This is a genomic window from Blastococcus sp. CT_GayMR16, assembly GCF_004570875.1.
GTDB lineage: Bacteria > Actinomycetota > Actinomycetes > Mycobacteriales > Geodermatophilaceae > Blastococcus_B.
Window position 1 is genome coordinate 1 of sequence record NZ_SPQK01000026.1, and the last position, 21,680, is coordinate 21,680.

The 21,680-nt window shown below is 72.8% G+C and carries 22 protein-coding genes and 1 pseudogene; 11 read left to right on the forward strand and 12 right to left on the reverse strand.

Going from position 1 to position 21,680, the window contains the following annotated elements:
- Both E4P38_RS20475 and E4P38_RS20480 read left to right on the forward strand, forming a co-directional pair.
- Positions 1-353, forward strand: a pseudogene (locus E4P38_RS20475) (DNA-3-methyladenine glycosylase 2 family protein); the annotation flags it as partial.
- Positions 353-892, forward strand: coding sequence for a methylated-DNA--[protein]-cysteine S-methyltransferase (locus tag E4P38_RS20480; RefSeq protein WP_135133839.1), 540 nt, complete (start codon positions 353-355; stop codon positions 890-892). The pseudogene E4P38_RS20475 and the gene E4P38_RS20480, both read left to right, overlap by 1 nt.
- Before the next feature lie 4 nt (positions 893-896).
- Here the strand turns inward: E4P38_RS20480 and E4P38_RS20485 are convergent, their stop codons facing one another.
- Positions 897-1,349: a VOC family protein gene (locus E4P38_RS20485; protein WP_135133883.1), complete on the reverse strand. Its 453-nt coding sequence runs from the start codon at positions 1,347-1,349 to the stop codon at positions 897-899.
- 141 nt (positions 1,350-1,490) lie between these two features.
- Between E4P38_RS20485 and E4P38_RS20490 the strand changes: the two genes are divergently transcribed.
- Entirely contained in the window at positions 1,491-2,591 is a 1,101-nt protein-coding gene (locus E4P38_RS20490; RefSeq protein WP_245161196.1) for a DNA recombination protein RmuC, read from the forward strand.
- Between the two features lie 22 nt (positions 2,592-2,613).
- Here E4P38_RS20490 and E4P38_RS20495 read toward each other — a convergent pair whose 3' ends face one another.
- Together E4P38_RS20495 and E4P38_RS20500 are read right to left on the reverse strand one after the other, a co-directional pair.
- Positions 2,614-3,687 carry a glycosyltransferase gene (locus E4P38_RS20495; protein WP_135133840.1) on the reverse strand — a complete coding sequence of 358 codons (1,074 nt, stop codon included), beginning with the start codon at positions 3,685-3,687 and terminating at the stop codon, positions 2,614-2,616.
- 166 nt (positions 3,688-3,853) lie between these two features.
- On the reverse strand, positions 3,854-4,816 hold the full coding sequence (locus tag E4P38_RS20500) for a 4-hydroxy-3-methylbut-2-enyl diphosphate reductase (protein ID WP_135133841.1): 963 nt from the start codon (positions 4,814-4,816) through the stop codon (positions 3,854-3,856).
- Positions 4,817-4,944: 128 nt separating this feature from the next.
- Here E4P38_RS20500 and E4P38_RS20505 point away from each other — a divergent pair, with 128 nt between their 5' ends.
- The 3 genes from E4P38_RS20505 to E4P38_RS20515 are packed head-to-tail and all read left to right on the forward strand — an operon-like array spanning position 4,945 to position 7,713.
- Positions 4,945-6,198: a hypothetical protein gene (locus tag E4P38_RS20505; protein ID WP_135133842.1), complete on the forward strand. Its 1,254-nt coding sequence runs from the start codon at positions 4,945-4,947 to the stop codon at positions 6,196-6,198.
- Between the two features lie 49 nt (positions 6,199-6,247).
- Positions 6,248-7,498: an exodeoxyribonuclease VII large subunit gene (gene xseA, locus E4P38_RS20510; RefSeq protein ID WP_135133843.1), complete on the forward strand. Its 1,251-nt coding sequence runs from the start codon at positions 6,248-6,250 to the stop codon at positions 7,496-7,498.
- Positions 7,495-7,713, forward strand: coding sequence for an exodeoxyribonuclease VII small subunit (locus tag E4P38_RS20515; RefSeq protein WP_135133844.1), 219 nt, complete (start codon positions 7,495-7,497; stop codon positions 7,711-7,713). Before xseA ends, E4P38_RS20515 begins: the two co-directional genes overlap by 4 nt.
- 23 nt (positions 7,714-7,736) lie before the next feature.
- On the opposite strand, the gene E4P38_RS20520 is transcribed toward E4P38_RS20515, so the two are convergent.
- Positions 7,737-7,919, reverse strand: a complete 183-nt coding sequence (locus tag E4P38_RS20520) for a hypothetical protein (RefSeq protein ID WP_135133845.1) — start codon at positions 7,917-7,919, stop codon at positions 7,737-7,739.
- 302 nt (positions 7,920-8,221) lie between these two features.
- Positions 8,222-8,845, reverse strand: a complete 624-nt coding sequence (locus E4P38_RS20525) for a DUF4245 domain-containing protein (RefSeq protein WP_135133846.1) — start codon at positions 8,843-8,845, stop codon at positions 8,222-8,224.
- 66 nt (positions 8,846-8,911) lie between these two features.
- On the opposite strand from E4P38_RS20525, the gene glpX reads away from it, so the two are divergent.
- Complete coding sequence (glpX, locus tag E4P38_RS20530; RefSeq protein ID WP_280791098.1) at positions 8,912-9,964, forward strand: class II fructose-bisphosphatase; 1,053 nt, start codon at positions 8,912-8,914, stop codon at positions 9,962-9,964.
- A gap of 24 nt (positions 9,965-9,988) precedes the next feature.
- Here glpX and E4P38_RS20535 read toward each other — a convergent pair whose 3' ends face one another.
- The 3 genes from E4P38_RS20535 to E4P38_RS20545 all read right to left on the reverse strand — a co-directional run bounded on the left by E4P38_RS20535 (position 9,989) and on the right by E4P38_RS20545 (position 12,243).
- Complete coding sequence (locus E4P38_RS20535; RefSeq protein WP_135133847.1) at positions 9,989-10,630, reverse strand: DUF1707 domain-containing protein; 642 nt, start codon at positions 10,628-10,630, stop codon at positions 9,989-9,991.
- A 112-nt stretch (positions 10,631-10,742) separates the two neighbouring features.
- Positions 10,743-11,552, reverse strand: a complete 810-nt coding sequence (locus E4P38_RS20540; RefSeq protein WP_135133848.1) for a hypothetical protein — start codon at positions 11,550-11,552, stop codon at positions 10,743-10,745.
- A gap of 112 nt (positions 11,553-11,664) precedes the next feature.
- Entirely contained in the window at positions 11,665-12,243 is a 579-nt protein-coding gene (locus E4P38_RS20545) for a hypothetical protein (protein WP_135133849.1), read from the reverse strand.
- Between the two features lie 157 nt (positions 12,244-12,400).
- On the opposite strand from E4P38_RS20545, the gene E4P38_RS20550 reads away from it, so the two are divergent.
- On the forward strand, positions 12,401-13,804 hold the full coding sequence (locus tag E4P38_RS20550) for a class II fumarate hydratase (protein ID WP_245161197.1): 1,404 nt from the start codon (positions 12,401-12,403) through the stop codon (positions 13,802-13,804).
- 77 nt (positions 13,805-13,881) lie between these two features.
- Here E4P38_RS20550 and E4P38_RS20555 read toward each other — a convergent pair whose 3' ends face one another.
- The 4 genes from E4P38_RS20555 to E4P38_RS20570 are packed head-to-tail and all read right to left on the reverse strand — an operon-like array spanning position 13,882 to position 17,743.
- A complete protein-coding gene (locus E4P38_RS20555; protein ID WP_135133851.1) occupies positions 13,882-15,261 on the reverse strand; it encodes an NAD(P)-binding protein in 1,380 nt (459 codons plus the stop codon).
- Positions 15,261-16,196 carry a GNAT family N-acetyltransferase gene (locus E4P38_RS20560; protein WP_135133852.1) on the reverse strand — a complete coding sequence of 312 codons (936 nt, stop codon included), beginning with the start codon at positions 16,194-16,196 and terminating at the stop codon, positions 15,261-15,263. The genes E4P38_RS20555 and E4P38_RS20560 overlap by 1 nt, the downstream gene beginning before the upstream one ends.
- A 4-nt stretch (positions 16,197-16,200) precedes the next feature.
- Complete coding sequence (locus E4P38_RS20565; RefSeq protein WP_167760648.1) at positions 16,201-16,932, reverse strand: class I SAM-dependent methyltransferase; 732 nt, start codon at positions 16,930-16,932, stop codon at positions 16,201-16,203.
- Between the two features lie 34 nt (positions 16,933-16,966).
- Entirely contained in the window at positions 16,967-17,743 is a 777-nt protein-coding gene (locus tag E4P38_RS20570) for a class I SAM-dependent methyltransferase (protein WP_167760649.1), read from the reverse strand.
- A gap of 253 nt (positions 17,744-17,996) precedes the next feature.
- Between E4P38_RS20570 and E4P38_RS20575 the strand changes: the two genes are divergently transcribed.
- The 3 genes from E4P38_RS20575 (at position 17,997) to E4P38_RS20585 (ending at position 21,646) form a co-directional block, all read left to right on the forward strand.
- A complete protein-coding gene (locus E4P38_RS20575) occupies positions 17,997-18,539 on the forward strand; it encodes an FdtA/QdtA family cupin domain-containing protein (RefSeq protein WP_135133855.1) in 543 nt (180 codons plus the stop codon).
- Positions 18,536-19,657, forward strand: a complete 1,122-nt coding sequence (locus tag E4P38_RS20580) for a DegT/DnrJ/EryC1/StrS family aminotransferase (RefSeq protein ID WP_135133856.1) — start codon at positions 18,536-18,538, stop codon at positions 19,655-19,657. The genes E4P38_RS20575 and E4P38_RS20580 overlap by 4 nt, the downstream gene beginning before the upstream one ends.
- Before the next feature lie 102 nt (positions 19,658-19,759).
- Positions 19,760-21,646, forward strand: a complete 1,887-nt coding sequence (locus E4P38_RS20585; protein ID WP_135133857.1) for a glycosyltransferase family 4 protein — start codon at positions 19,760-19,762, stop codon at positions 21,644-21,646.
- The last annotated feature ends 34 nt before the right edge of the window (positions 21,647-21,680 follow it).

Consider the following 21,680-nt stretch of genomic DNA (forward strand, 5'->3'; position numbering starts at 1 on the left):
CCCGGCGCCGCACCGTGCACGCGCTGTCGTCGGCGCTGGCCGGCGGGGACATCGCCCTCGACCCCGGCGCCGACCGCGCGGAGGCCGCCCGGGCGCTGCTCGCCGTCCCCGGGATCGGCCCGTGGACGGCGGCACTGGTCGGGCTGCGCGGCCTGGCCGATCCCGACGTCTGGCTCCCCGGCGACCTCGCCCTGCGGAAGTCGCTCACCGCGCTGGGCAGCACCGACGCGGACGCCGCCACGCGGTGGCGCCCCTGGCGGTCCTACGCCGTCCTGCACCTCTGGGCACTCGCCGTGCCGTCTCTCTTCACCCGTCCGACCACAACTGGATCCGCCCTCCCGAGGAGCGCCTGATGACCGCCCTGTCCCATTCCGCCCGCCACGCCACCATCGCCACGCCGCCCGGTCCCTTCACCGTCGTGGTCAGCACCGACGCCGAGGGCCGGGACGTCGTCCTCGCCAGCGGCTGGACCGCCGACCTCGGCGACCTGCTGCCCGTCATCCATCCGACCCTGCGACCGGTCTCGTCGCTGCGGGCCGACGACCTCCCCGTCCTCGACGTGGTGGAGAAGTTCTTCGCCGGCGAGGTCACCGCCATCGACGACGTCCGGGTGAGCCAGCGCTCGGGCCCGTTCCTCACCGAGGCGTGGGAGATCCTGCGCACGGTGCCCGCGGGGCACCCGGACAGCTACGCCTCCTTCGCCGCCCGCTGTGGCCGGCCGGCCGCCGTCCGGGCAGCCGCGAACGCGTGCGCCCGCAACGCCGCCGCACTCTTCGTGCCCTGCCACCGGGTCCTCGGGTCCGACGGCGGCCTGGGCGGCTTCCGCTGGGGGACGCCGGTCAAGCGCCTACTGCTCGACCACGAGGCGGAGCACGCCCCCTTCTCCGCCTGAGCTGTCAGCTGGGTAAGGGGGCGGTGAGTTCGAGATTGATGTCGTCTGGGTCCTGGACGGACAGGATGGCGATCCCGAAGCCGGCCAGCTCCGTGACCTCACCGTGGTCGACGCCGCTTGCGTCCAGACGGGCCGCGGCGGCCTGCAGGTCCTCGGGTGATCCGACAGCGAGGCTGAGGTGGTCGAGCCCCACCCTGGTGGACCGGAAGCGATCTCCTGCTTCAGCCACCGGACGCAGTCCCAGCAACTGGTCGCCCACGGAGAAAACACAGCCGCCGTAGAGGCGCGCCGGGTCCTCCTGCACAGCCGGGTCACCGCTCTGGTCACTGAAGTCAGCGGCGGGCCCCACCCCCAGCAGGCGCACGTAGAAGTCCTTGGATCGGGCGATGTCGGTCACCGTCAGCCGGACGTGATGGATGGCGCCGGGCCGGGCCAGCGGCTCAGAGGTGTCGGTCATCACGTCACCTTGCGCCATGGTTCCGGTTCGCGCCGGACGCGACGCCACGAGCTGTCGCCGGCCCCACGGCCGGCACCCCGGGGCCGCGGGTCCCACCCGACCTCCGCGGAGTTGTCGGACCCCTCCGGCACCCTCCGGGGCATGGACGCCGCTTCCCTGCTCACCGGTCTCCTCCTCGGCGCACTGCTGGCCACCGCGGTCACCCTCGGCGTCGTCACGCTGTCGGCCCGCCGCCGGCCCGAGGGGTCCGGTCTCGAGCCGGTGCACGAGTCGCTGGACCACCTGCACCGGCTGCTCGCCGGGATGGAACGTGCGCGGGCGACCGCGCACGGCGAGCTGCGCGAGCAGATGGGCACCGTCGGGCAGACGTCCGACCAGCTGAAGCACGAGACGGCGGCCCTGGTCACCGCGCTGCGCACCCCGCACGTGCGGGGCCGGTGGGGTGAGGTGCAGCTGCGCCGGGTCGTCGAGGTGGCCGGGCTGCTGGAGCACTGCGACTTCGTCGAGCAGCCGTCCGGGGTCAACGACCAGGGCGCCGGGGTCCGGCCCGACCTGATCGTGACGCTGGCCGATGGGCGACAGGTCATCGTCGACGCCAAGGTGCCCTTCAGCGGCTACATCGAGGCGGTCCAGGCCACCGACCAGGCGGTCCGCGACCAGCGCGTGCAGATGCACGCCCGCCAGCTCCGCGCCCACGTCGACGCCCTCGCCGCACGCCGCTACCCGACGGCGTTCCGCCCGGCCGCGCCGTTCACCGTGCTCTTCGTCCCCTCCGACGGCTTCCTCACCACCGCCCTGGAGGCCGAGCCCGGGCTGCTCGAGTACGGGTTCGCCCGCGACGTCGTCCTGGCGACCCCGAGCACGCTGCTCGCGCTGCTGCGCACCGTCGCCTACTCGTGGCGGCAGGAGCGGCTCGCCCGCGACGCCGACCAGGTGCTCGAGGTCGGTCGCCGGCTGCATGCGCGGCTCAGCACGCTGTCCGGGCACCTGACCCGCCTCGGCTCGGCCCTCGGCACCACGATGACGCGCTTCAACGAGACGGTCGGCTCCTACGAGCGCTCGGTGCTGACGGCGGCCCGCCGGTTCGACGACCTGGGCATCGCCGAGAGCCCGGTGCCCGAGCCGGAACCGCTGGAGGCCACGATCCGTGCCCTGCGTCCCGAGGCTCCGGCATCGCCGGATTCCTTCGACTTGCTCGAGGATGACGAGCCGTTGGTGGCGCGCGACGGCACCGGCGGCTGAGCGCTCCGCGAGAACCGACCCGCTACGCGCCCTTGCGCCCGGCGCGGACGCGGACGTCGATGGCCTGCTGCCAGGCGTCCACCCAGTGCGCTGCCGTGTGCTCGGTCAGGTGTGCAGCCAGCACGGTCTCCCGCGCACGGACGGCGTGCTCCCGACGATGCTCGGCGTCCTGGATGCCCTTCGTGATCCACTTCGCCCAGTCCCGCGGAGACCGGGCGCGCATCCCGAGGCCGAGGCGCTCGTACTCCGCGCTCGGCGAGCGCACGACGTAGACCCCCCGCGCCGCGAACTCCAGAACCTTCAGCCAGCTCTTGGCCGTGTTGAACCGGTCGTCGCGCAGCGGCGCGACGCCCACGTCGAACAGCTCGCCGATCGCCCCCGCGTACCCGTCGACCTCCCGGATCCAGGGCACGTGCCCGGGCTCCTCCGTCAGCGCCAGCCGCTGCCGCGCGTCCTCCTTCTGCCCCAGGATCGTGAAGCGACTGGTGCCGCGGGTGGAGGCCAGCGCCTGCTGCAGTCCGGTGCCCATCTCCTGCAGGTCGTACGGGTGCCCGAGCACCGCGCCCGTCCATCCCACGGTGACGATCTCCGGCACCCGGTCGTAGGCCGGCGGCAGCTCGGCGATCCGGCGCGGAATGGCGTTGGGGACGACAGCTCCCCGGCCGCGAGAGGCGTACTCCGCCAGCAGCAGCGGCGTGGACGTCGTCACGAAATCGGCCGCCCTCGCGCACTCCAGAGCGATACGGGCCAGGCCTTTGCGAACGAGGGTGCCGTGGGCGGGGTGACCGAAGGGGACCGCGGACAGCAGGTCGTCCATCTCCACGACCACGGCCACGCCCTGCGCCTGCAGGATGCGGATGCAGTCGAGCATCGCCGGCGTCTTCGGCAGCTGGAGCACCACGACGTCGGCACCCTGGGCGTCCACGTCGCTGATCTGCGGTACCCCACCGGCGGACGACGGCCGCATGCTCGTCGTGAGCCCGCTCTGGACCGTGACGCGGACCCCGAGCCCGGACTCCCCGACCGCCCGGGCCGGCTCCTCGACGCGGTAGTAGTCGGAGCCGATGTGACCAACGGTGGTCAGCAGAACGTTCATCGTCGGAGAAGACCCTTCCGGAGCAGGCGCCTCGCAGGAGGACCGCTGGCCCCGGCACGTCAGGCGGGCGCGGGTCCGGTGCAGCCCTCGGAGGACAGAGGAGTACTCCGGTAGGTATCGGCAGCCCGGACGGGAACCTGCCCCTCAGCGCTCCGCCCGCGCGAGCTCAGTCGCCGGTGACGGCCCGTCGCTGGCGCAGCTCGTGCGGGAGGGCGAAGACCAGACGCTCCTCGGCGGCCTTGACCGTCTCGACGTCCGGGTAGCCGCGCTCGGCCAGCCAGTCCAGCACCTCGCTGACGAGGATCTCCGGCACCGAGGCGCCACTGGTGACCCCCACGGTCCCCACGCCGTCGAGCCAGGCCGGGTCGATCTCGGAGGCGAAGTCGACCAGGTGGGAGCCACGGGCGCCCGCCTCCAGCGCGACCTCGACGAGCCGCACGGAGTTCGACGAGTTGGTCGAGCCCACGACGATCACCAGGTCGCACTCGCCGGCCATCTGCTTCACGGCCTGCTGCCGGTTCTGCGTGGCGTAGCAGATGTCGTCACTCGGCGGTGCCTGCAACCCAGGGAAGCGGTTCTTGAGCTGGTCGACCGTCGCCAGCGTCTCGTCCACCGAGAGCGTGGTCTGCGACAACCAGACCACCTTCTCGGGATCGCGCACCTGGACGTTGGCCACGTCGTCGGCACCGTCGACGAGCTGGATGTGGGACGGCGCCTCACCGGCGGTGCCCTCGACCTCCTCGTGACCGCGGTGACCGATCAGCAGGATGTCGAAGTCGTCGCGGGCGAACCGCTTCGCCTCCTGGTGCACCTTCGTGACCAGCGGGCAGGTCGCGTCGATCGTGCGCAGCTGCCGCGCCGCGGCCTCCTCGTGCACGGCCGGGGAGACGCCGTGGGCACTGAAGACGACCACCGAGCCCTCGGGCACCTCGTCGGTCTCCTCGACGAAGATCGCCCCGCGGCGCTCGAGAGTGGCGACGACGTGCTTGTTGTGGACGATCTGCTTCCGGACGTACACGGGGGCACCGTGGATCTCCAGCGCGCGCTCGACGGCGACCACCGCACGGTCCACGCCGGCGCAGTACCCCCGCGGGTCGGCCAGGAGGACACGTCCACGCTGCTCAGCCATGCCCCCATCGTAGGTGGGCCGGGGGCACGTCCCCCGGGGCTGCGGGGTGGAACCGGACACCACCACCTCGCCGGGTGGATCTGGACACATCGGGTGTCGCGCTGGAAGTTGTGGGGCAGGGTGTGCCCATGGCTCGAGAAATCCCTGAGGTTGTCCGCGCGGCCGCTGGTCTGGCCGCCACCGTTCTGGACGAGGCGCGCAAGCTGCCCGAGACGCTGCCCGGGCTGCCGGTGCGCGTCATCGGACTGGCCATGCAGCAGGCGATGAAGGTCCAGCAGCAGTACGCCGGCTTCGTCGCCCGCGGCGACGAGCTGTTCACCGGGCTGCGCGGCGAGGACGAGCCTGGCCTGGCCACCTTCGACGACGACGACGAGCCGGCGCCGGCCTCCACCGGCTTCCGGGAATCCGCCTTCGACCGCGCCGGTGACACCGAGCCCACCAGCGCGAGCGCCGACCTGATCGTCGACGAGGAGGTGGCCGACCTCCCCGACGACCCGGCCGCCGACGCGGTCACCGCCGTCGTGGACGACCTCGCCGAGCAGGTCGAGGACGGTCGTCAGACGATCGAGGAGCTCGCCCAGGAGGCGCCGGACGCCGAGGCGATCCTCGACGAGATCGCGATCGACGAGCTCGTCGACCAGGCCCCCACGCTGGAGGAGACCGCTCCCGTCGCCTCCGAGCCGACGACGTCGGCCAAGGCTCCGAAGCCGGCCAAGGCCGCCAAGGCGACCAAGCCCCGGAAGTCCGGCAAAGCGGCCGCGAAGGCCCCCGAGGACGCCGTGGTCACCGAAGATGCTGCGGTGACCGAGGACGCCGCCGCGGTGGAGACCGCGCTCGTCGAGGGAACACTGGCCGCCACCGACGCCGCCGAATCCCCCGCAACGGACTCGGCCACCGCTGCCGACACCCTGGACGCCGAGCCGACGGCCGGCGTCGCCACCACCGTGGACGTCCTCACGCCCGCCGGCGAGGTCGACACGGTCGAGGCGACGGTGACCGACGAGGGCGTCGCGGCCCCCGAGAGCCCGGCGGACGCCGAGCCGGCTCCTCCGGCCGACGCGCCCGCCACGGAGAACGACGCCTCCACCGCGACCGACGAGAGCGGCACCCCGGTGGCCGCATCCGGCACCGGCGAGACCCAGGGCGCGAGCGCCAACTCCCAGGCCGCCGGCACCGCCCCGATCGACGGTTACGACAGCTTCTCGGTCGCCCAGCTCCGGGGCCGACTCCGCGGCTACGCGCTGAGCACCGTCCAGGAGCTCGTCTCCTACGAGGAGGCCACCCGCGCCCGCGCGCCCTACCTCACGATGCTGCGCAACCGGCTCGAGAAGCTCGAGGAGCAGGCGGTCGAGTCCAGCCCGCTCGCACCGCGCGGCGCCTGAAACTCCGCGAGCACGGGAGCCGTCAGGAGCTCATGGCACCCTCGGCGGCGTGACCGCACCCTCCTCACCCGAGGCACCGTGGCCGGTGCGCACGGTGGCGCGGAAGATCGCCGACTGGATCGGCCGGCTCGGTGAGGTCTGGGTCGAGGGCCAGGTCGCCCAGCTCTCGCGCCGCGGCGGTGCGGCCACGGTGTTCCTGACCCTGCGCGACCCGGCGGCCGACCTGTCGGTGCCGGTCACCTGCCACCGGGACGTCGCCGAGCGACCGGACCTGGAGCTCACCGAGGGCTCGCGGGTGATCGTCCGCGCGCGGCCCGACTACTACGTCGCCCGCGGCTCGTTCTCGCTGCGCGCCACCGAGATCCGGGCCGTCGGGCTGGGGGAACTGCTCGCCCGCATCGAGCGGATCCGGCAACTGCTCGCCGCGGAGGGGCTCTTCGACGCCGTCCGGAAGCGGCCGCTGCCGTTCGCCCCGGCGGTCGTCGGCGTGATCACCGGCCGCGACAGCGCCGCGGAGCGCGACGTCCTCGTGACCGCCCGCCGGCGGTGGCCCGCCGTCCGCTTCGAGATGTTCAACTGCGCCGTCCAGGGACCGCAGGCGGCGCAGAACGTCATCGACGGGCTGCGCAGGCTGGACGCCGATCCCGCCGTCGAGGTCATCGTGATCGCCCGGGGCGGCGGGTCCGTCGAGGACCTGCTGCCCTTCTCCGACGAGGGGCTGGTGCGTGCGATCGCCGCGACGCGTACGCCCGTCGTCACCGCCGTCGGCCACGAGACCGACACGACGCTGGTCGACCACGTCGCCGACGTCCGGGCGGCCACTCCCACCGACGCCGCGCATCGGATCGTGCCGGAGATCGGCGAGCAGCGGCGCCTCGTCGACGGGCTGCGGTCACGCGCCCGGAACCTCCTCACCGGCCGGCTCGAGCAGCAGGCGCGCTGGCTGGAGTCGATGCGCACCCGCCCGGTGCTCGCGTCGCCGGACCGCCTGCTGCACGGGCGGGAGGAGGACGTGCTGGGCCTGCGCACCCGCGCCCGGAGGACTCTCGTCCACCGCGTCGAGGGCGCCGAGCGCGACCTCGAGCACGCCCGCGCCCGGGTCGCGGCGCTCTCCCCCGCGGCCACGCTGGAGCGCGGCTACGCGGTGGTGCAGCGGGTCGACGGCGCCCTGGTCCGCGATCCCGCCGAGGTGGCAGACGGCGAACTCCTCCGGGTGCGCGTGGCCGGGGGGCGGCTCCCGGTTCGCGTCGACCGCAGCACCGACCAGACACCGCCCATCGAGGAGGATCAGCAGCCGTGAGCGAGAACGCCGAGCCGACCACCACCTACGAGCAAGCCCGCGAGGAGCTCGCCGACGTCGTCCGCCGACTGGAGGCCGGCGGGCTGACCCTCGAGGAGTCGCTCGCACTCTGGGAACGCGGCGAGGAGCTGGCGAAGCTCTGCCAGCACTGGCTCGACCGCGCCCGCGAACGCCTTGCCGCCGCCGCGCCGGTCGACGACGCCGGGCGGGACTGACCCGGCGTCGTCGTCCGCCCGCGTCAGGCGGCCCGCTGCGCGGGTCCGTCGGAGGTGACCACGAGACCGGCGTCGGACAACAGGGCGAGCACCCGGTCGGCCCGGAGTCGCAGGAGTCGGGAGATCTGCATGTCGGCGAGCCGGTGGTTGTTGGCGTCGGGCGCGAGCGGGTCACCCGGGCCGTCGTAGAGACAGCGCGCGAGCATGTCGCGGACCTCGGGCGGCACGAGCGGACCAGGGCGCACCGGAGGCCTGGGGGACGGCACCCGGGTCACCATCCCGCAGGCACACGAACCGCCGGTGGCGGGGGGCCGGTGGTCGCCGCCGGGGCAGAGAACACGAGGGGGCATGGGGGCTCCTGGATGCTGCGCGAGTGGCTCGCGTGACTGGTGGGACGGAAGAGTCCCGTGAGCCACGGACCGCCGACGCGCGGCGCTCCGGAGAGTAACCATCTCGTGACATTCGCCACAATTGCGCTCCTCCACCGCCGAATTGCGGCCGTAGCAAGTCAGGCGGAGTACGGCTCCACGGCGGCCGCGACGGTCTCCAGCTCCTCGTCCGAGGCCGAACCGCTGACCGCGACGATCGCGACGCCGTCCTCCCGGGACAGCACGGTCTCCCCGTTCTGGGCGGTGGACCGGGTCCATGAGCGGCCCTCGACGTCCACCGTCCCCTGCGCTTGAGCCCCGTCCAGCACCTTCGCCAGCGGTTCAGCGCGCCGGTCATCGCTGACGACGAAGCCGGCGAACTCCTCGGACGGGGTCACGTAGCCGATCTCCAGTGTCACCGGGTCGCCCTCGGATGCGGCTCCGGCGTCGGTCCGTGCGCTGGTCGGGACGTAGTCCTTCCCGAGGCCCTGGGGGTACTGGATCGGGTAGCTCGCGCGGGCGGCGGCCAGGTCGACCGTCGTCGCCGGGTCGATCTCGCGGATCGGGTCGACATCGGGGCTCTGCCGGAACGTCGTCCACGCCACGATGACGAGGCAGATCACCACGAGCGGCAGCAGCGACCGCACCATGTTGGCCGCGTTCATCCGGGCCGCCCGCTGGATCGCCGGGCTCTCGGCCGGCGCCGGAGCGGCGTCGTCCTGCGGCTGGGAGGGTCGCTGGCTCGTCGGGCCCACTCCGGTCATGCACCTAGGATCGCAGGAGAGCTCGCCCCCATTGCCACCAGCGCCGGTGGCCGATCTGGAGGTCCCGTGTCGCTGCCCGTCCCCGCAGGTCCCGTCCCGTCGAGCGGCGGGTTCAGCACCGACCGGCCGGCACCCGACCGCAACCTCGCCCTCGAGCTCGTCCGCGTCACCGAGGCGGCGGCGATGGCCGCCGGTCGCTGGGTGGGCCGGGGCGACAAGAACGGCGGCGACGGCGCGGCGGTGGACGCGATGCGGGCGCTCATCGGGACGGTGAGCATGAACGGCGTCGTCGTCATCGGCGAGGGCGAGAAGGACGAAGCGCCGATGCTCTACAACGGCGAGCAGGTCGGCGACGGGCAGGGGCCGGAGTGCGACGTCGCCGTCGACCCGATCGACGGCACCACGCTGATGGCCAAGGGCATGCCGAACGCGATCGCCGTCATGGCCGTCGCGGACCGGGGCGCCATGTACGACCCGTCGGCCGTGTTCTACATGGAGAAGCTCGCCACCGGTCCCGCCGCCGCCGACGTCGTCGACATCACCGCGCCGGTGGCCGAGAACATCAAGCGCATCGCCAAGGCCAAGAAGAGCTCCGTCGGCGACGTGACCGTCTGCATCCTCGACCGTCCCCGCCACGAGCAACTCGTGCAGGACGTCCGCGAGGCCGGCGCCCGCATCAAGTTCATCACCGACGGCGACGTCGCCGGCGCGATCGCCGCCGCCCGCGAGGGCACCGGGGTCGACCTGCTGCTCGGCATCGGGGGCACGCCGGAGGGGATCATCGCCGCCTGCGCGCTCAAGTGCATGGGCGGCGCGCTGCAGGGCAAGCTGTGGCCCAAGGACGACGACGAGCGGCAGAAGGCCCTCGACGCGGGGCACGACCTCGACCGCGTCCTGCACATCGACGACCTCGTGCGGGGTGACGTCTTCTTCGTCGCGACCGGCATCACCGACGGCGAACTGCTGCGCGGCGTCCAGTACCGGTCCGGCGGCTGCACGACGCAGTCGCTGGTGATGCGGTCGCGCTCGGGCACGATCCGCTCGATCGAGAGCCTGCACTCCCTGGAGAAGCTGCGCGCCTACTCGGCGGTCCCGTTCGACCGGAACGACGAGGAGTAGACCCGTGACCGGCCCCCGCGCCGGTCACGGCTGCGGGGGTGGCGGCTGGCGCTCGGCGAGCCGGTCCAGCAGCGCTCGCCACCGGCTGGGCGACTCCCCCGGGGCCAGGCTGCGCAGGCGGAGGTCACCGAACACCGTCCGCCCGTGGACGACGATCAGCGGCGTACCGGCCAGCCGCTGCACCGGTGCGAGCTCGACCTTCCGGTCGCCGAGCACCGTTCGTCCGTGCAGCTCCGCGTCCACCCCTTCGGCGACGATCACGTCGACGTCACCGAGACCGGTGCTGAGGTAGAGGTCGATCCGGTCGGCATCGGTGCGCAGCGTGCGCAGGTCGAGCCGGATGTCGCCGAACACGGTGCTCACCCGCTGCGGAGGCGCCGCCCCGACCGTCAGTACGACGTCGCCGAAGACGCTCCGGACCTCCTCCTGGGCCCGCATGCCGACGATCTCCGCGGCCGGCCGGGGCTGCGCCGGGAGGTCGGCCATGAGGACGTCGAGCTCGGCGGTGGTCACGGCCGCGTAGGCGGCGTCGGCCCGCTGGCCGAACTCGTCGAGGTTGATCCGGCCCTCACCGACGGCCGTCTGGAGCCGGGTGATCACCGCTTCCCGGTCGGCGTCGGACGCACGAACGGCAGGCGGACGGTCGGGGGACTCGTTCTCCTCCACGGTGCCGCACCGTAGTCCGGCTCGGCGGTGCGAGGGCCGGCCCGGGACGCGGAGCGACCCGGCACCTCACGCGAGGTACCGGGTCGCCCGGGCGTTCGATCCCTTCCGGGCGTCAGGCCCCCGGGAACGCGTCGACGCAGTACACCGTGTCGGAGTTCCCGACCGGCTGGCGGCCGGCGCAGGTGCCGCCGTAGATCTCGTAGAGCGAGTCGACCTCCGACTCGTTGTAGAGGTCGTCGCACGACTGCATGTCGCCGTCGTAGCAGCTCTGCGCGTACTGGTTCAGGACCGGGTCGTCGCCGAGACCGTCCGGCGTCACGGTGGCGGGCGGGATGTCGGTGCTGCCGCTCGTCGGCGCCGAGCTGGAGGAGCTCGAGGACCGCGAGGTCGACGTGGACGACCGGCTGGACGTCGACGCCGAGCTCGAGGTCGCAGCCGTCGTCGTGGAGCTGGCGGTGTTGCTCTCGTCGTCGTTGCCCAGCAGCAAGAACAGCGCCACGCCGATCGCGGCGAGCACGACGACGCCGGCCACGATCAGAGCGATGAGGGTGTTCTTGTTGCCCTTCGGCTGCTGACCACCGGGCCCACCCGGAGGGGCCCACTGCTGACCGGGCGGGCCGTACGGCGGCTGACCCGGCTGCTGGCCGTACTGGGGCTGGCCGTACGGCGGCTGACCCGGCTGCTGGCCGTAGGGGGGCTGCTGCCCGTACGGCGGCTGCCCGCCGTAGGGCGGCTGACCCGGCTGACCCGGCTGCTGGCCGTACGGCGGCTGCGCGAACTGCTGCGTCTGATCACGCTCGCCGGGGGTGCCGAACTGCTGGGTCGGGTCGTTCGCACCGCCCGGCGGATTCCAACCCTGTGAACCGGGCTGCTCACCTCCGGGCTCGTTGCCGCCCTGCGGCGGGTACGGCGGCTGTGACATGGGGAGACTCCTCGGAAGACGCATGGGTCGGCGGTGCGGATGCTAAGGCCCCGGGGCACCGACCTCCACCATCTCGGCCGCGCCCAGCGTGCGCGCTCGGCGCGTCCCCGTCCTAGTCCAGGTCGGTGCAGGCCATGACGGCGAACTGCTTGACCCGTCCGCCGCACGTGCCGGCGTACTCCTCGTAGGCCGACATGGGCGGCGACTCGTAGTAGAGGTCGTCGCACGCCTGCATGTCACCGTCGAAACAGCCCTGCGCGTACGCGTCGAGCACCGGGTCCGGCCCGAGCTGACCTGGGGCGGTCGCCGGGTGCTCCTCCACCGGACCCGGGCTGACGTACTCCGAGGACCACATGCCCTCGTCCGGGACGCCGAACATGCCGTCAACGGAGCCGGAGAACTCCTCCCCCATCCCGCGGCCGATGTCCTCCGCCGCAGCCGAGAACAGCACCGCCACCAGGAGCCCGGCGACGACCGCCCCGACGAGGGCGCCCGCGGCAGCGACGAGGGCCAGCACCAGCGGCCCACGGCCCGCGCTCGACGCCCGCGGCGGTGCCGTGGCGAACGGCGGCGCGGGAGGGTGCGCGTCCCAGGTCGGGACCCAGGTCGGTGCCGGCCAGCCGCCGACGCCGGACGAGGCGTACGGGTCGGACATGCCGGAGGCCGAGGGATAGGGCGGCGGCTGGGTCATGCAGACCCTCCTGTGGGCTCGGCTCGCGCGCGACCGGGCGGACGCCGCCTCCCCGTCATCGGCCTGCCCGGACCGGGCCGGAACCGTGCGGTCCTCACGACACTGTCTAGGGTCCCTTCCGGAGCACTGTCACCATCCACACCACCGGGAGCACAGCGTGGCCAGCGACAAGGACGGCGCGGAGTACCGCATCGAGCACGACTCCATGGGAGAGGTCCGCGTTCCCGCGTGGGCGAAGTGGCGTGCCCAGACACAGCGGGCGGTCGAGAACTTCCCGATCTCGGGCACCCCCATCGAGCGCGAGCTCATCGGCGCCCTCGCGGCGATCAAGGGCGCAGCAGCCACGGTCAACGCCGATCTCGGAGTCCTCGACGGCGAGATCGCCACCGCGATCAAGACCGCCGCCGCGACCGTCGCTCAGGGCGACTGGGACCAGCACTTCCCGATCGACGTCTTCCAGACCGGTTCGGGGACGTCGAGCAACATGAACACCAACGAGGTCATCGCCACGCTGGCCACCGAGGCGCTCGGCTTGCCGGTGCACCCGAACGACCACGTGAACGCATCGCAGTCGTCCAACGACGTCTTCCCCTCGGCGATCCACGTGGCCGCCACCGGCGCGATCGTGCGCGACCTGATCCCGGCCCTGCAGCACCTCGAGCTGTCGCTGTCGCGCAAGGCCGACGAGTTCGCCGACGTCGTCAAGAGCGGGCGCACGCACCTGATGGACGCGACGCCGGTGACTCTGGGCCAGGAGTTCGGCGGCTACGCGGCCGCCGTCCAGTACGGCGTCGAGCGCCTCCGCGCCTCCCTGCCCCGCATCGGCGAGCTGCCCCTCGGTGGGACCGCCGTCGGCACCGGGATCAACACCCCGCCCGGGTTCGCTGCCGCCATCATCGAGCAGCTGGCCGGCGAGCTGGACCTGCCACTGTCGGAGGCGCGCAACCACTTCGAGGCGCAGAGCTCGCGGGACGGGCTGGTGGAGGCCTCCGGCCAGCTCCGCACCATCGCCGTCGGCCTGGTGAAGATCGCCAACGACCTGCGCTGGATGGGCTCCGGCCCGCGCACGGGCCTCGGCGAGATCTTCCTGCCCGACTTGCAGCCCGGCAGCTCGATCATGCCGGGCAAGGTGAACCCGGTGCTCCCGGAGGCGACCGTCCAGGTGGCCGCGCAGGTCATCGGTAACGACGCCGCGGTCGCGTTCGCCGGCTCAACCGGCAACTTCGAGCTGAACGTGACCCTGCCGCTGATGGCCCGCAACGTGCTGGAGTCCATCCGGCTGCTGAGCAACGTGAGCCGGCTGCTGGCCGACCGCTGCATCGACGGCATCACCGCCAACGTGGAGCGCTGCCGCGAGCTGGCCGAGTCCTCGCCCTCGATCGTCACCCCGCTGAACAAGTACATCGGCTACGAGGAGGCCGCGATCGTGGCCAAGCAGTCGCTGAAGGAGAAGAAGACGATCCGCCAGGTCGTGCTGGAGCGCGGCTACGTCGAGCAGGGGAAGCTCAGCGAGCAGCAGCTCGACGAGGCCCTCGACGTGCTGTCGATGACGCACGCCTGAAAAGGACCCCCTCCTCCCCGCCCCTCGCACGCTCTGGGCGGTGCCCTGGAGGGGGCCGGTCGGGGTCACTCGCCCACTCAGCCGGCCGTCTCGGCGGCCTGCAGGCCCTGGATCACCTGCTCGTTGAACGAGTCGAACCCGAACGCCCGCGCGCCACCGATGACGGTCGCCGGCAGGCCGAGCGCGTGCAGCCTCTCGACGGCCCGGGCATGCGTCTCGACGTTGTCGGCCGTCGGATCGGTGAACGTGGGTCCGGCGAAGACGCCGAGGTCCTGTGTCGGCGCACCCTCGGCCACGATGCCCACCCGCTGCAGCACGTCCCGGGCCACGTCCGCAGCGACGTCCTTGGCTACGTCGTACGACAGTTCCACGCACAGGACGCGCGTCGCGGTCCGGTCGTCGAGCTCGCCGGGGGTGATGCGGTAGGCCGGGACGTCGGTGTCCAGCACGTGCAGGTAGCCGGGCAGACGGCGGACGTCGGCCTCCCGCGCTCCCACCCACGCGAACACCGAGTGGACCTTGCTCGGCGCGAAGGGGATGCCCACGGCGCCGAACAGATCGCCCGCCCCCACCCCCAGGATCGGACGATCGGCGACCTCTCCCCGACCGTCGGAGAGTCCGATGCGCACCTGCGCACCGACCTGCTCGACACCCGTCAGGGCGTCGCAGGACACCACCTCGACGAGCGGCGAGCGCAGGCGTGCCAGCAGTGCCTCGACGACGGGGCCCATCCCCCCGGGACGGACGACCGTGAGCGGCCGATCCGGGACGAAGCCCGGCAACCGCCCGCTGAAGACCTCGGCCACGGTCTGCGGCCAGAACAGCGGCATCCACAGCTTGCGCCGGAGGGTGGCGAGCACGTCCTGCCCGCCACCGGGCCGCATCTTCCCGATGAGCGGCGCGATCAGGCGCTCGTGGAAGGTGCGCCCGTGCTGGTGGAGGGAGGCGTCGTCGAAGGTGGCGGTCCCCAGCCGGTGACGTTCCTCCCCCGAGAGCCAGCCGGCGGGCCCGTGCGCGCGGACCGCTGCCTCCGCCTCGGCGGCGATCTGCCGAGCATCCTCGGCGCTGACCAGCTCGGCGCCCCGGGTCAGGTCGGACGTGAGCAGCACCTCGGGCCCGAGTCGACCACCGACGAACGAGGCCGGCTCATCGATGTCGACGATCCGATCGGCACCGACCAGCTCCCGCACCCACGAGTCGATCAGGCCGACGAAGGGCCGGTGCCCGTCGCCCTCCGGCCGGTACTCGGCGAGCGGGGGCGCCGTCGCCGTCCCCTCGTAGCGCAGTTCGAGGACGCGCATGCCGAGTTCGAGGCGGTGCCCGCCGCGCTCGATGGCCGTGAACCCGCCGCCGACCCCCTTGCGTGGGAGGAGCAGCCGCACCGGACGTCCGCGGGACGCCAGCGCGTCGGCCGCGGCGAGCGCCGCGACGGTTCCGCCGACCACCACTTGCGCCATCAGTCGAGCCCCGCCACGAAGACCTTGCGCGTGCCCGGTAGCGCCCCGACCGAGCGCTTGAAGTTCACCAGGCCGAGGTTCGGCGTCCCGTCCTTCTCGCTGGACGGGCCGAGGTCCACCAGCCGGGCGCCGGTCCGCAGGGACTCGGCGAGCACGAGATACGCGAGCAGACCCATGGGCGTGGGGCGCCCGTTCCGATCCGCATCCCCGGCGTCGGCCCAGTGGACGACCTGGTCGACGTCGGTCAGGACGCGGTACACGACGGCCGCGGCCACCGGGGTGCCCGCCTCCCGGAGGAGCAGCAGGCGGACCCGCTCCGGGAAAGCCTGCTTCATCCGCTCCAGGTACTCGCGCGGCAGCCCGGGGGGGCGCCCGTGGGCCACGCGGTTGTCGGCGATGATCCGGTGCAGCGTCGTGAGGTCCTCGCCTCCCTCGACCACGCTCAATTCGTGCGCTCGCCCCAGTGCGGCACGCACGTAGCGCCGGCGGCGGTCCTTGAAGAGCGACAGCACACCCGGCGCACCGTCGACGCCTGTCAGGTCGACGTGCTGGTTGAGGTCGCAGTGGGCCACCGTGAACCCCAGGTGCAGCAGCGCGTACTCCAGCAGCGGCTCGGCCGCCGAGTACACCGGGGGCCGCGCGCGGATCCGGACCTCCCGGATGCCGTCGGCCCGGAATGCGGCCAGTGCGCCGGTGACCAACCCGAGGACGTCGTCGACCGGCGTCGCCTCGACCAGATCCGGGCCTCCGAAGGGTGCGCTGTGCCCGGAGACGAAGACGTCGTCGGCAGCGACCCCGTCGAGCACCCCGACCAGCCGTCCGTCGGAACGGTGCTCGTACCGCCGGCGCTCTCCGACGGGGACCCCGTTGAGATCGTGGAAACGCGCATCGCAGAAGAGCAGGCCACCACCGAGGAGCGGCTCGGACGAGGTCACGGGATCAGTCCGTACGCCGCGCGCGGACGGCGATGTTGGCACCGAGATCGGCGGGCAGCTCGTCGCCGAGGTCGTTGAGCGCCTGGACGAGCTGCGGGGAGAAGTCGAGCATCATCGCGTTGGGGAGCGGCTTGAAGAACAGACCCTTGCGAGCGAACGGCTCCAGCCCGGCCCGGCGCAGGTCGTCCTCCAGCGTCGGGAGGTCGTAGACGCGCTGGTGCCCGACCAGGTGGTCTCTGGGGCTGAGCGTGTCGAGCTCGGGCTGCAGGCCCATCAGGACCGCGAGCCGCCGGTGCAGGGACCGGCGGTTGGGTACGACGACGACCATCTCCCCACCGGGCGCCAGCCAGGTGCGCAGGTGCTCGAGCAGCGGGACAGGGTCGTCCACGTGCTCGAGGACGTGCAGCGCCATCAGCTTGTCGCACGGCTCGTCGGGGACGTGCTGCTCGAACAGGGCCTCCACGACCTCGACCGACGGGTACTCGTCCCGCACCTGGGCGGCGAGACTGGGCGCCCCCTCCACCACGACGTACCTGCGGGGCAGAGCGGCCAGCCGGGAGAGCGTGATCCCCTCGCCGACGCCCAGCTCGATCACCACGTCCTGCGGGGAGACCAGGGCGGCGAGCCAGTCACAGCAGTGCTCCTGGCAGGCGTCCTCGATGAACTTGTCGGGGACGTCGTCATTGAGGTGGTACGTGTGCGCGATGCGCTCGAGCTCGTCCGTGCGGGCCTTCAACGGCGCTCCTTCGGTCGCGGCGGATCCCCGGTGATCAGGCATCGACCGGCTCGGCGTCCATCCACAGTTCCGACCCGAGGTCCGGGAGCAGCAGTGCCAGCGCATCGAGCCCGTCCAGCATCTGGGACGTCAGGAACTGCTCGTCGACCAGGTGCTGCATCTGGGCGTGCGTGAACGGCTTGACGAAGATGCTGCCCCGGTGCGTGACGGCGAACCCCGCGCGGTGGAGCTCGCCCTCGAGGCCGGCGGCGTCGTACACGCCCCGCTGCTGCATCGTGCGCTGGGTGTCGGACTCGGTCGTCACGTCGGGGATCAGGCCCATCGCCACCGCCAGGAGCCGGTGCAGTGAGCGGGCGCTCGGCACGTTGACGTGCAGCACTCCCCCGGCGGCGCACAGACGGCGCGCGGCGGCGAGCAGTCGCTGGGGGTCGGGCACCTCGTGCAAGAGGCAGCTCACGACGACCATGTCGAAGGGGCCGTCGGAGGCGTCGAGGTCCTCGGCGTACCGCTCGAGCACGGTGACCTCCGGCCGCCCGTCAGCCAACCGCCGGGCGTTCGCGGCGAACGCCGGGGCCGGCTCGACGACCACGGTCTCCAGACCCGGCAGGTCCAGGAAGATCGGGGACTCACCGCAGCCGATCTCGAGAAGCCGGCGAGGTCCGTGGGCGGCGACCCGGGCGAGGACACGCCGACGGCGAAACGCGATCTGCAGGGGCTCGAACGGCAGTGCCCGGTACTGCTCCACGTAGTCGACGAGGTCGCGCGGGGCATCGGTCACGGCGCCGTTCTCCTCGGGTCGGGGTTCCTGCACGACCGGCCGGATATCGGCCTCCTTCGCACGCTCACTCCGGCGCCACGGTAACCGAGGATCCACCCGGAACCCCGGAGGACGGCGACTGCGGCGAGCAGCCGGAACGAGCGCTCCGGGCCCGCACCGTCGGCTCATCGGCGGGAAGGAGCGGCCGCCTCTCCGGTTATCGTCGTCCGCGACCCGCTACCGAGCAGCGGCTCCGCACCGATCCGCGTCCGCGGTTCCGATCTGTTGCTTCCGGGATGGGCAAGTCATGAATCCGCACCTCTCCCCCCAGGGTTCCCCCGCCGGTCCCTCGTCCCCCACCAGCGACGACCGGCGGTCCGCCCAGCCGGGCCGGCGGGTCACCGACTGGAACCCGCCCCCGGAAGGCAACGGAGCGGGCTGCCGCATCGTCGACCTGCCCCGGGTCACCGATCCCCGCGGGAACCTCACCTTCATCGAGGGCAACGAGCACGTCCCGTTCGACATACAGCGCGTCTACTACCTCTACGACGTGCCGGGCGGTGAGTCTCGCGGCGGGCACGCGCACCGCGGCCTCGAGCAGCTGATCGTCGCGGCAGCGGGAAGCTTCGACGTCATCGTCGACGACGGGTCCGAGGTGGCCCGCTTCCACCTCAACCGCTCCTACTACGGCCTGTACGTGCCGCGGCTGACCTGGCGCGAGCTCGGCAACTTCTCGACCGGCAGCGTCTGCCTTGTCCTCGCCTCCCAGAAGTACGGCGAGGACGACTACTTCCGCGACTACGACGAGTTCATCGTCGCCCGGAACGTAGCTCAGGGAGTGACCCCGTGAACGCTCCCGCGGTCACTCCGCGCACCCCGTTCCTCGATCTCCAGGCGCTGCACACCGAACTCGCCGAGGAGCTCGACGAAGCAGCGCTGCGGGTGCTGCACAGCGAGCGGGTCCTGCTCGGACCCGAGCTGGAGTCGTTCGAGCAGGACTGGGCCGGGGCGGTGGGCGCCGGCGCCGCCGTCGGCGTCGGCAACGGTCTGGACGCGCTCGCGCTCGGACTGCGCGCACTCGGGGTCGGCCCGGGCGACGAGGTCGTCGTCCCCTCCCACACCTTCGTCGCGACCTGGCTCGGCGTCCTCCACGTCGGTGCGGTCCCCGTCCCCGTGGACGTGTCACCCGTGACGGGCGGGTGGGAGCCCGACGCCGTCGAGTCCGCCGTCGGGGAGCGGACCCGCGTGCTGCTCCCCGTCCACCTCTACGGGCACCCCGTCGACCTCGACCCGCTGCTCGATATCGCCCGACGGCACGGACTGGCGGTCCTCGACGACGCCGCGCAGGCACACGGTGCGCGCTACCGCGACCGGCCCGTGGGAGGCCTGACCGATCTCACGGCCTGGAGCTTCTATCCGGGCAAGAACCTGGGGGCCATCGGTGACGGCGGCGCGCTGACGACGTCGGACCCGCAGCTCGCCGAACGGTTGCGTTCGCTGCGGAACTACGGCTCTACCCAGAAGTACGTCCACGACGAGATCGGCTGGAACAGTCGGCTCGACGAGCTGCAGGCGGCGCTGCTGTCGGTGAAGTTGCGTCGTCTCGCCGAGCACAACGCGCGTCGCCGGGACGTGGCTGCCCGGTACGACATGGCCCTGGACGGCACGGAGCTGGTCCGGCCGCTGGCGCCCGCCTGGGGCACGTCGGTGTGGCACCTCTACGTCGTCCGGACGCCGCACCGGGACGCTCTCCGCGAGCACCTCACGGCATCCGGGATCGAGACGGGGATCCACTACCCCGTGCCGCCGCACCGTCAGCCGGCCTTCGCGGGGACGTCGCTGGCCGACGCGCACCTTCCCGCCGCCGACCTGCTCGCGCGGGAGGTGTTGAGCCTGCCCATGGGGCCTCACCTGACCGAACACCAGCAGGAGCGGGTGGTCGACGCAGTGCGGACGTTCCGCCCCTGACCCACCGTCACGGTCAGATGGCGGGCACGGGACGCCGATGACGTACCGGAGCTGTCGGCGGACACCGGAGACGGCGCACTGCATCTCCAGGAGGCACCACCCATGCATCGCGTCCCAGCCGCCGCGCACCCCCGGCTGCGCGCCAACCGCGCGCGGTACGACCAGGCGCTGGAGGTCGTCCTCCGGCGACACGCGCAGGGGGACGCCGAGGGCGTCCTCCGGGCAGCGACCGTGGCCGCGAACGTGGCGTGGCGGGCACCGAGCGAGCTGTTGAACGACCCGGACCTGGAGCGCCTGGTCATCTCCTCCGTGCGAGCACCTGGTGACAGCACCACCGTCGACGGCGGGCGCTCGACCGGCAGGGTGCTGCACGTCCTGTCCGAGGCCTACCTCCTCGGAGGGCACACCCGGTTGGCCTGGCGATGGATCGGCCGCGACAGCCGGCACAGCGACGTCGCCCTCACCAACCAGCACAGCCCGTTGCCCGAACCTCTGCGGGCCGCCGTGACGGCGGCGGACGGCTCGGTGTTCGACCTGCGCGCCGACCACGCCGACCTGCTGGAGCGGGCCGAGGCGCTGCGCCGGCTGATGGATCGCGCCGACGTCGTCGTCTACCACGTCCACCCCTACGACGCGGTGGCTCTCGCGGCAGCCAACCTGCCCGGACGGCGCCCGCCCATCGTCTTCGACAACCATGCCGACCACACCTTCTGGCTGGGGCTCGGCTGCGCCGACGTCGTCAGCGACAACCGCCTGCGCGCGCAGCAGCTGTCCCGGGAGCTGCGCGGGGTGCGCAGCGATCGCCTCGCGGTGCTCCCGCTGCCCCTGGCGGAGGTCGCCGGGTCGTGGACGGCCGAGGCGGCCCGCGCCCGCCTGCGGTTGGGGCCGGACGACGTCGTCGGCCTGTCCGTGGCAAGCGCGTTCAAGATGAGTCCGGTCTGGGGCCGTGGCTTCGACAGCCTGATCGCACGGGCTCTCACCGACTTCCCGCGACTGAAGGTGATCCTCGCGGGTGTGGGCGCCGAAGGGCCGTGGGCGCCGTTGGCGCAGCGCTTCCGCGGCCGACTCCTCCCGCTCGGCGTCGTCGGCGACCCGGAGCTGCTGTACGCCGCCGCCGACATCTACCTCAACTCCTATCCCCTGCCCGCCGGCACGTCCGTGCTGGAGGCGGCCGCCACCGGGCTGCCGGTGCTGAGCCTGCTGGACCTGGGCGAGAAGGACGGCCACGCGACGGTCCTCCAATCCGGCGCGCCAGGGCTCGACGGCGTCCGGCACGCCGAGGCGACCGAGGACGACTACCTGCGCCACCTGCGCAAGCTGGTCAGGGACGGTCGGCTGCGGGCCGAGCGGGGGGCCGCGGCGCGGGAGAGCGTGCTGGCAGCGCACACCGGTGACGGCTGGTCGCGCCGGTTGGAGGCCCTGTACGAGGCCGCGCGCCGCGTCGACGCGGCCGACCTCGACGACTACCCGGACCTGCCCCAGGACCGGAGCTATGCAGCGATGGTCCTGTCGTTCGCCGCGTCGTTGGACGCCACCATCGACCTGGTGACCGCTGCGGCGCCCCTGGGACCGCAGGCGGGCGACCTCGCCCACGACCTGTTCGCGGCGAGCAACCGCGACGAGGGCCCGTCGGTCTCGGTGCGGATCAGGTCGGGCTGGGAGCACCAGCCGGAAGGGGCCCGGCGCCTGCTGGCGCTCGCCCGGGCGCACCCCCGGCTGGCCGTCAGCCTGCCCTTCGCGGCCGGCGACGACGCCGAGGCCTCCCGCACCGTGGCGCTGCTGACGTCGTTGCTCGCGCTCGACGGGACGACCACCAGCGACTGCGGCGACATCAGCCTGGACGCCGACGCCCCCGCGGTCACCGGGCCTGCCGTCCCCGGGGAGATCGCCCTCGGCTCCGAGGCACTGGACGAGCTCGAGGCCCTGCTCATCTCGCCGCTCTGGCAGCCCTTCGTCGCCGACGCGGAGGCCTCGACCGTCGCGGTGTGAGGCGCCCAGCTGCCCGAGGGAGGGCGCGCGGTCA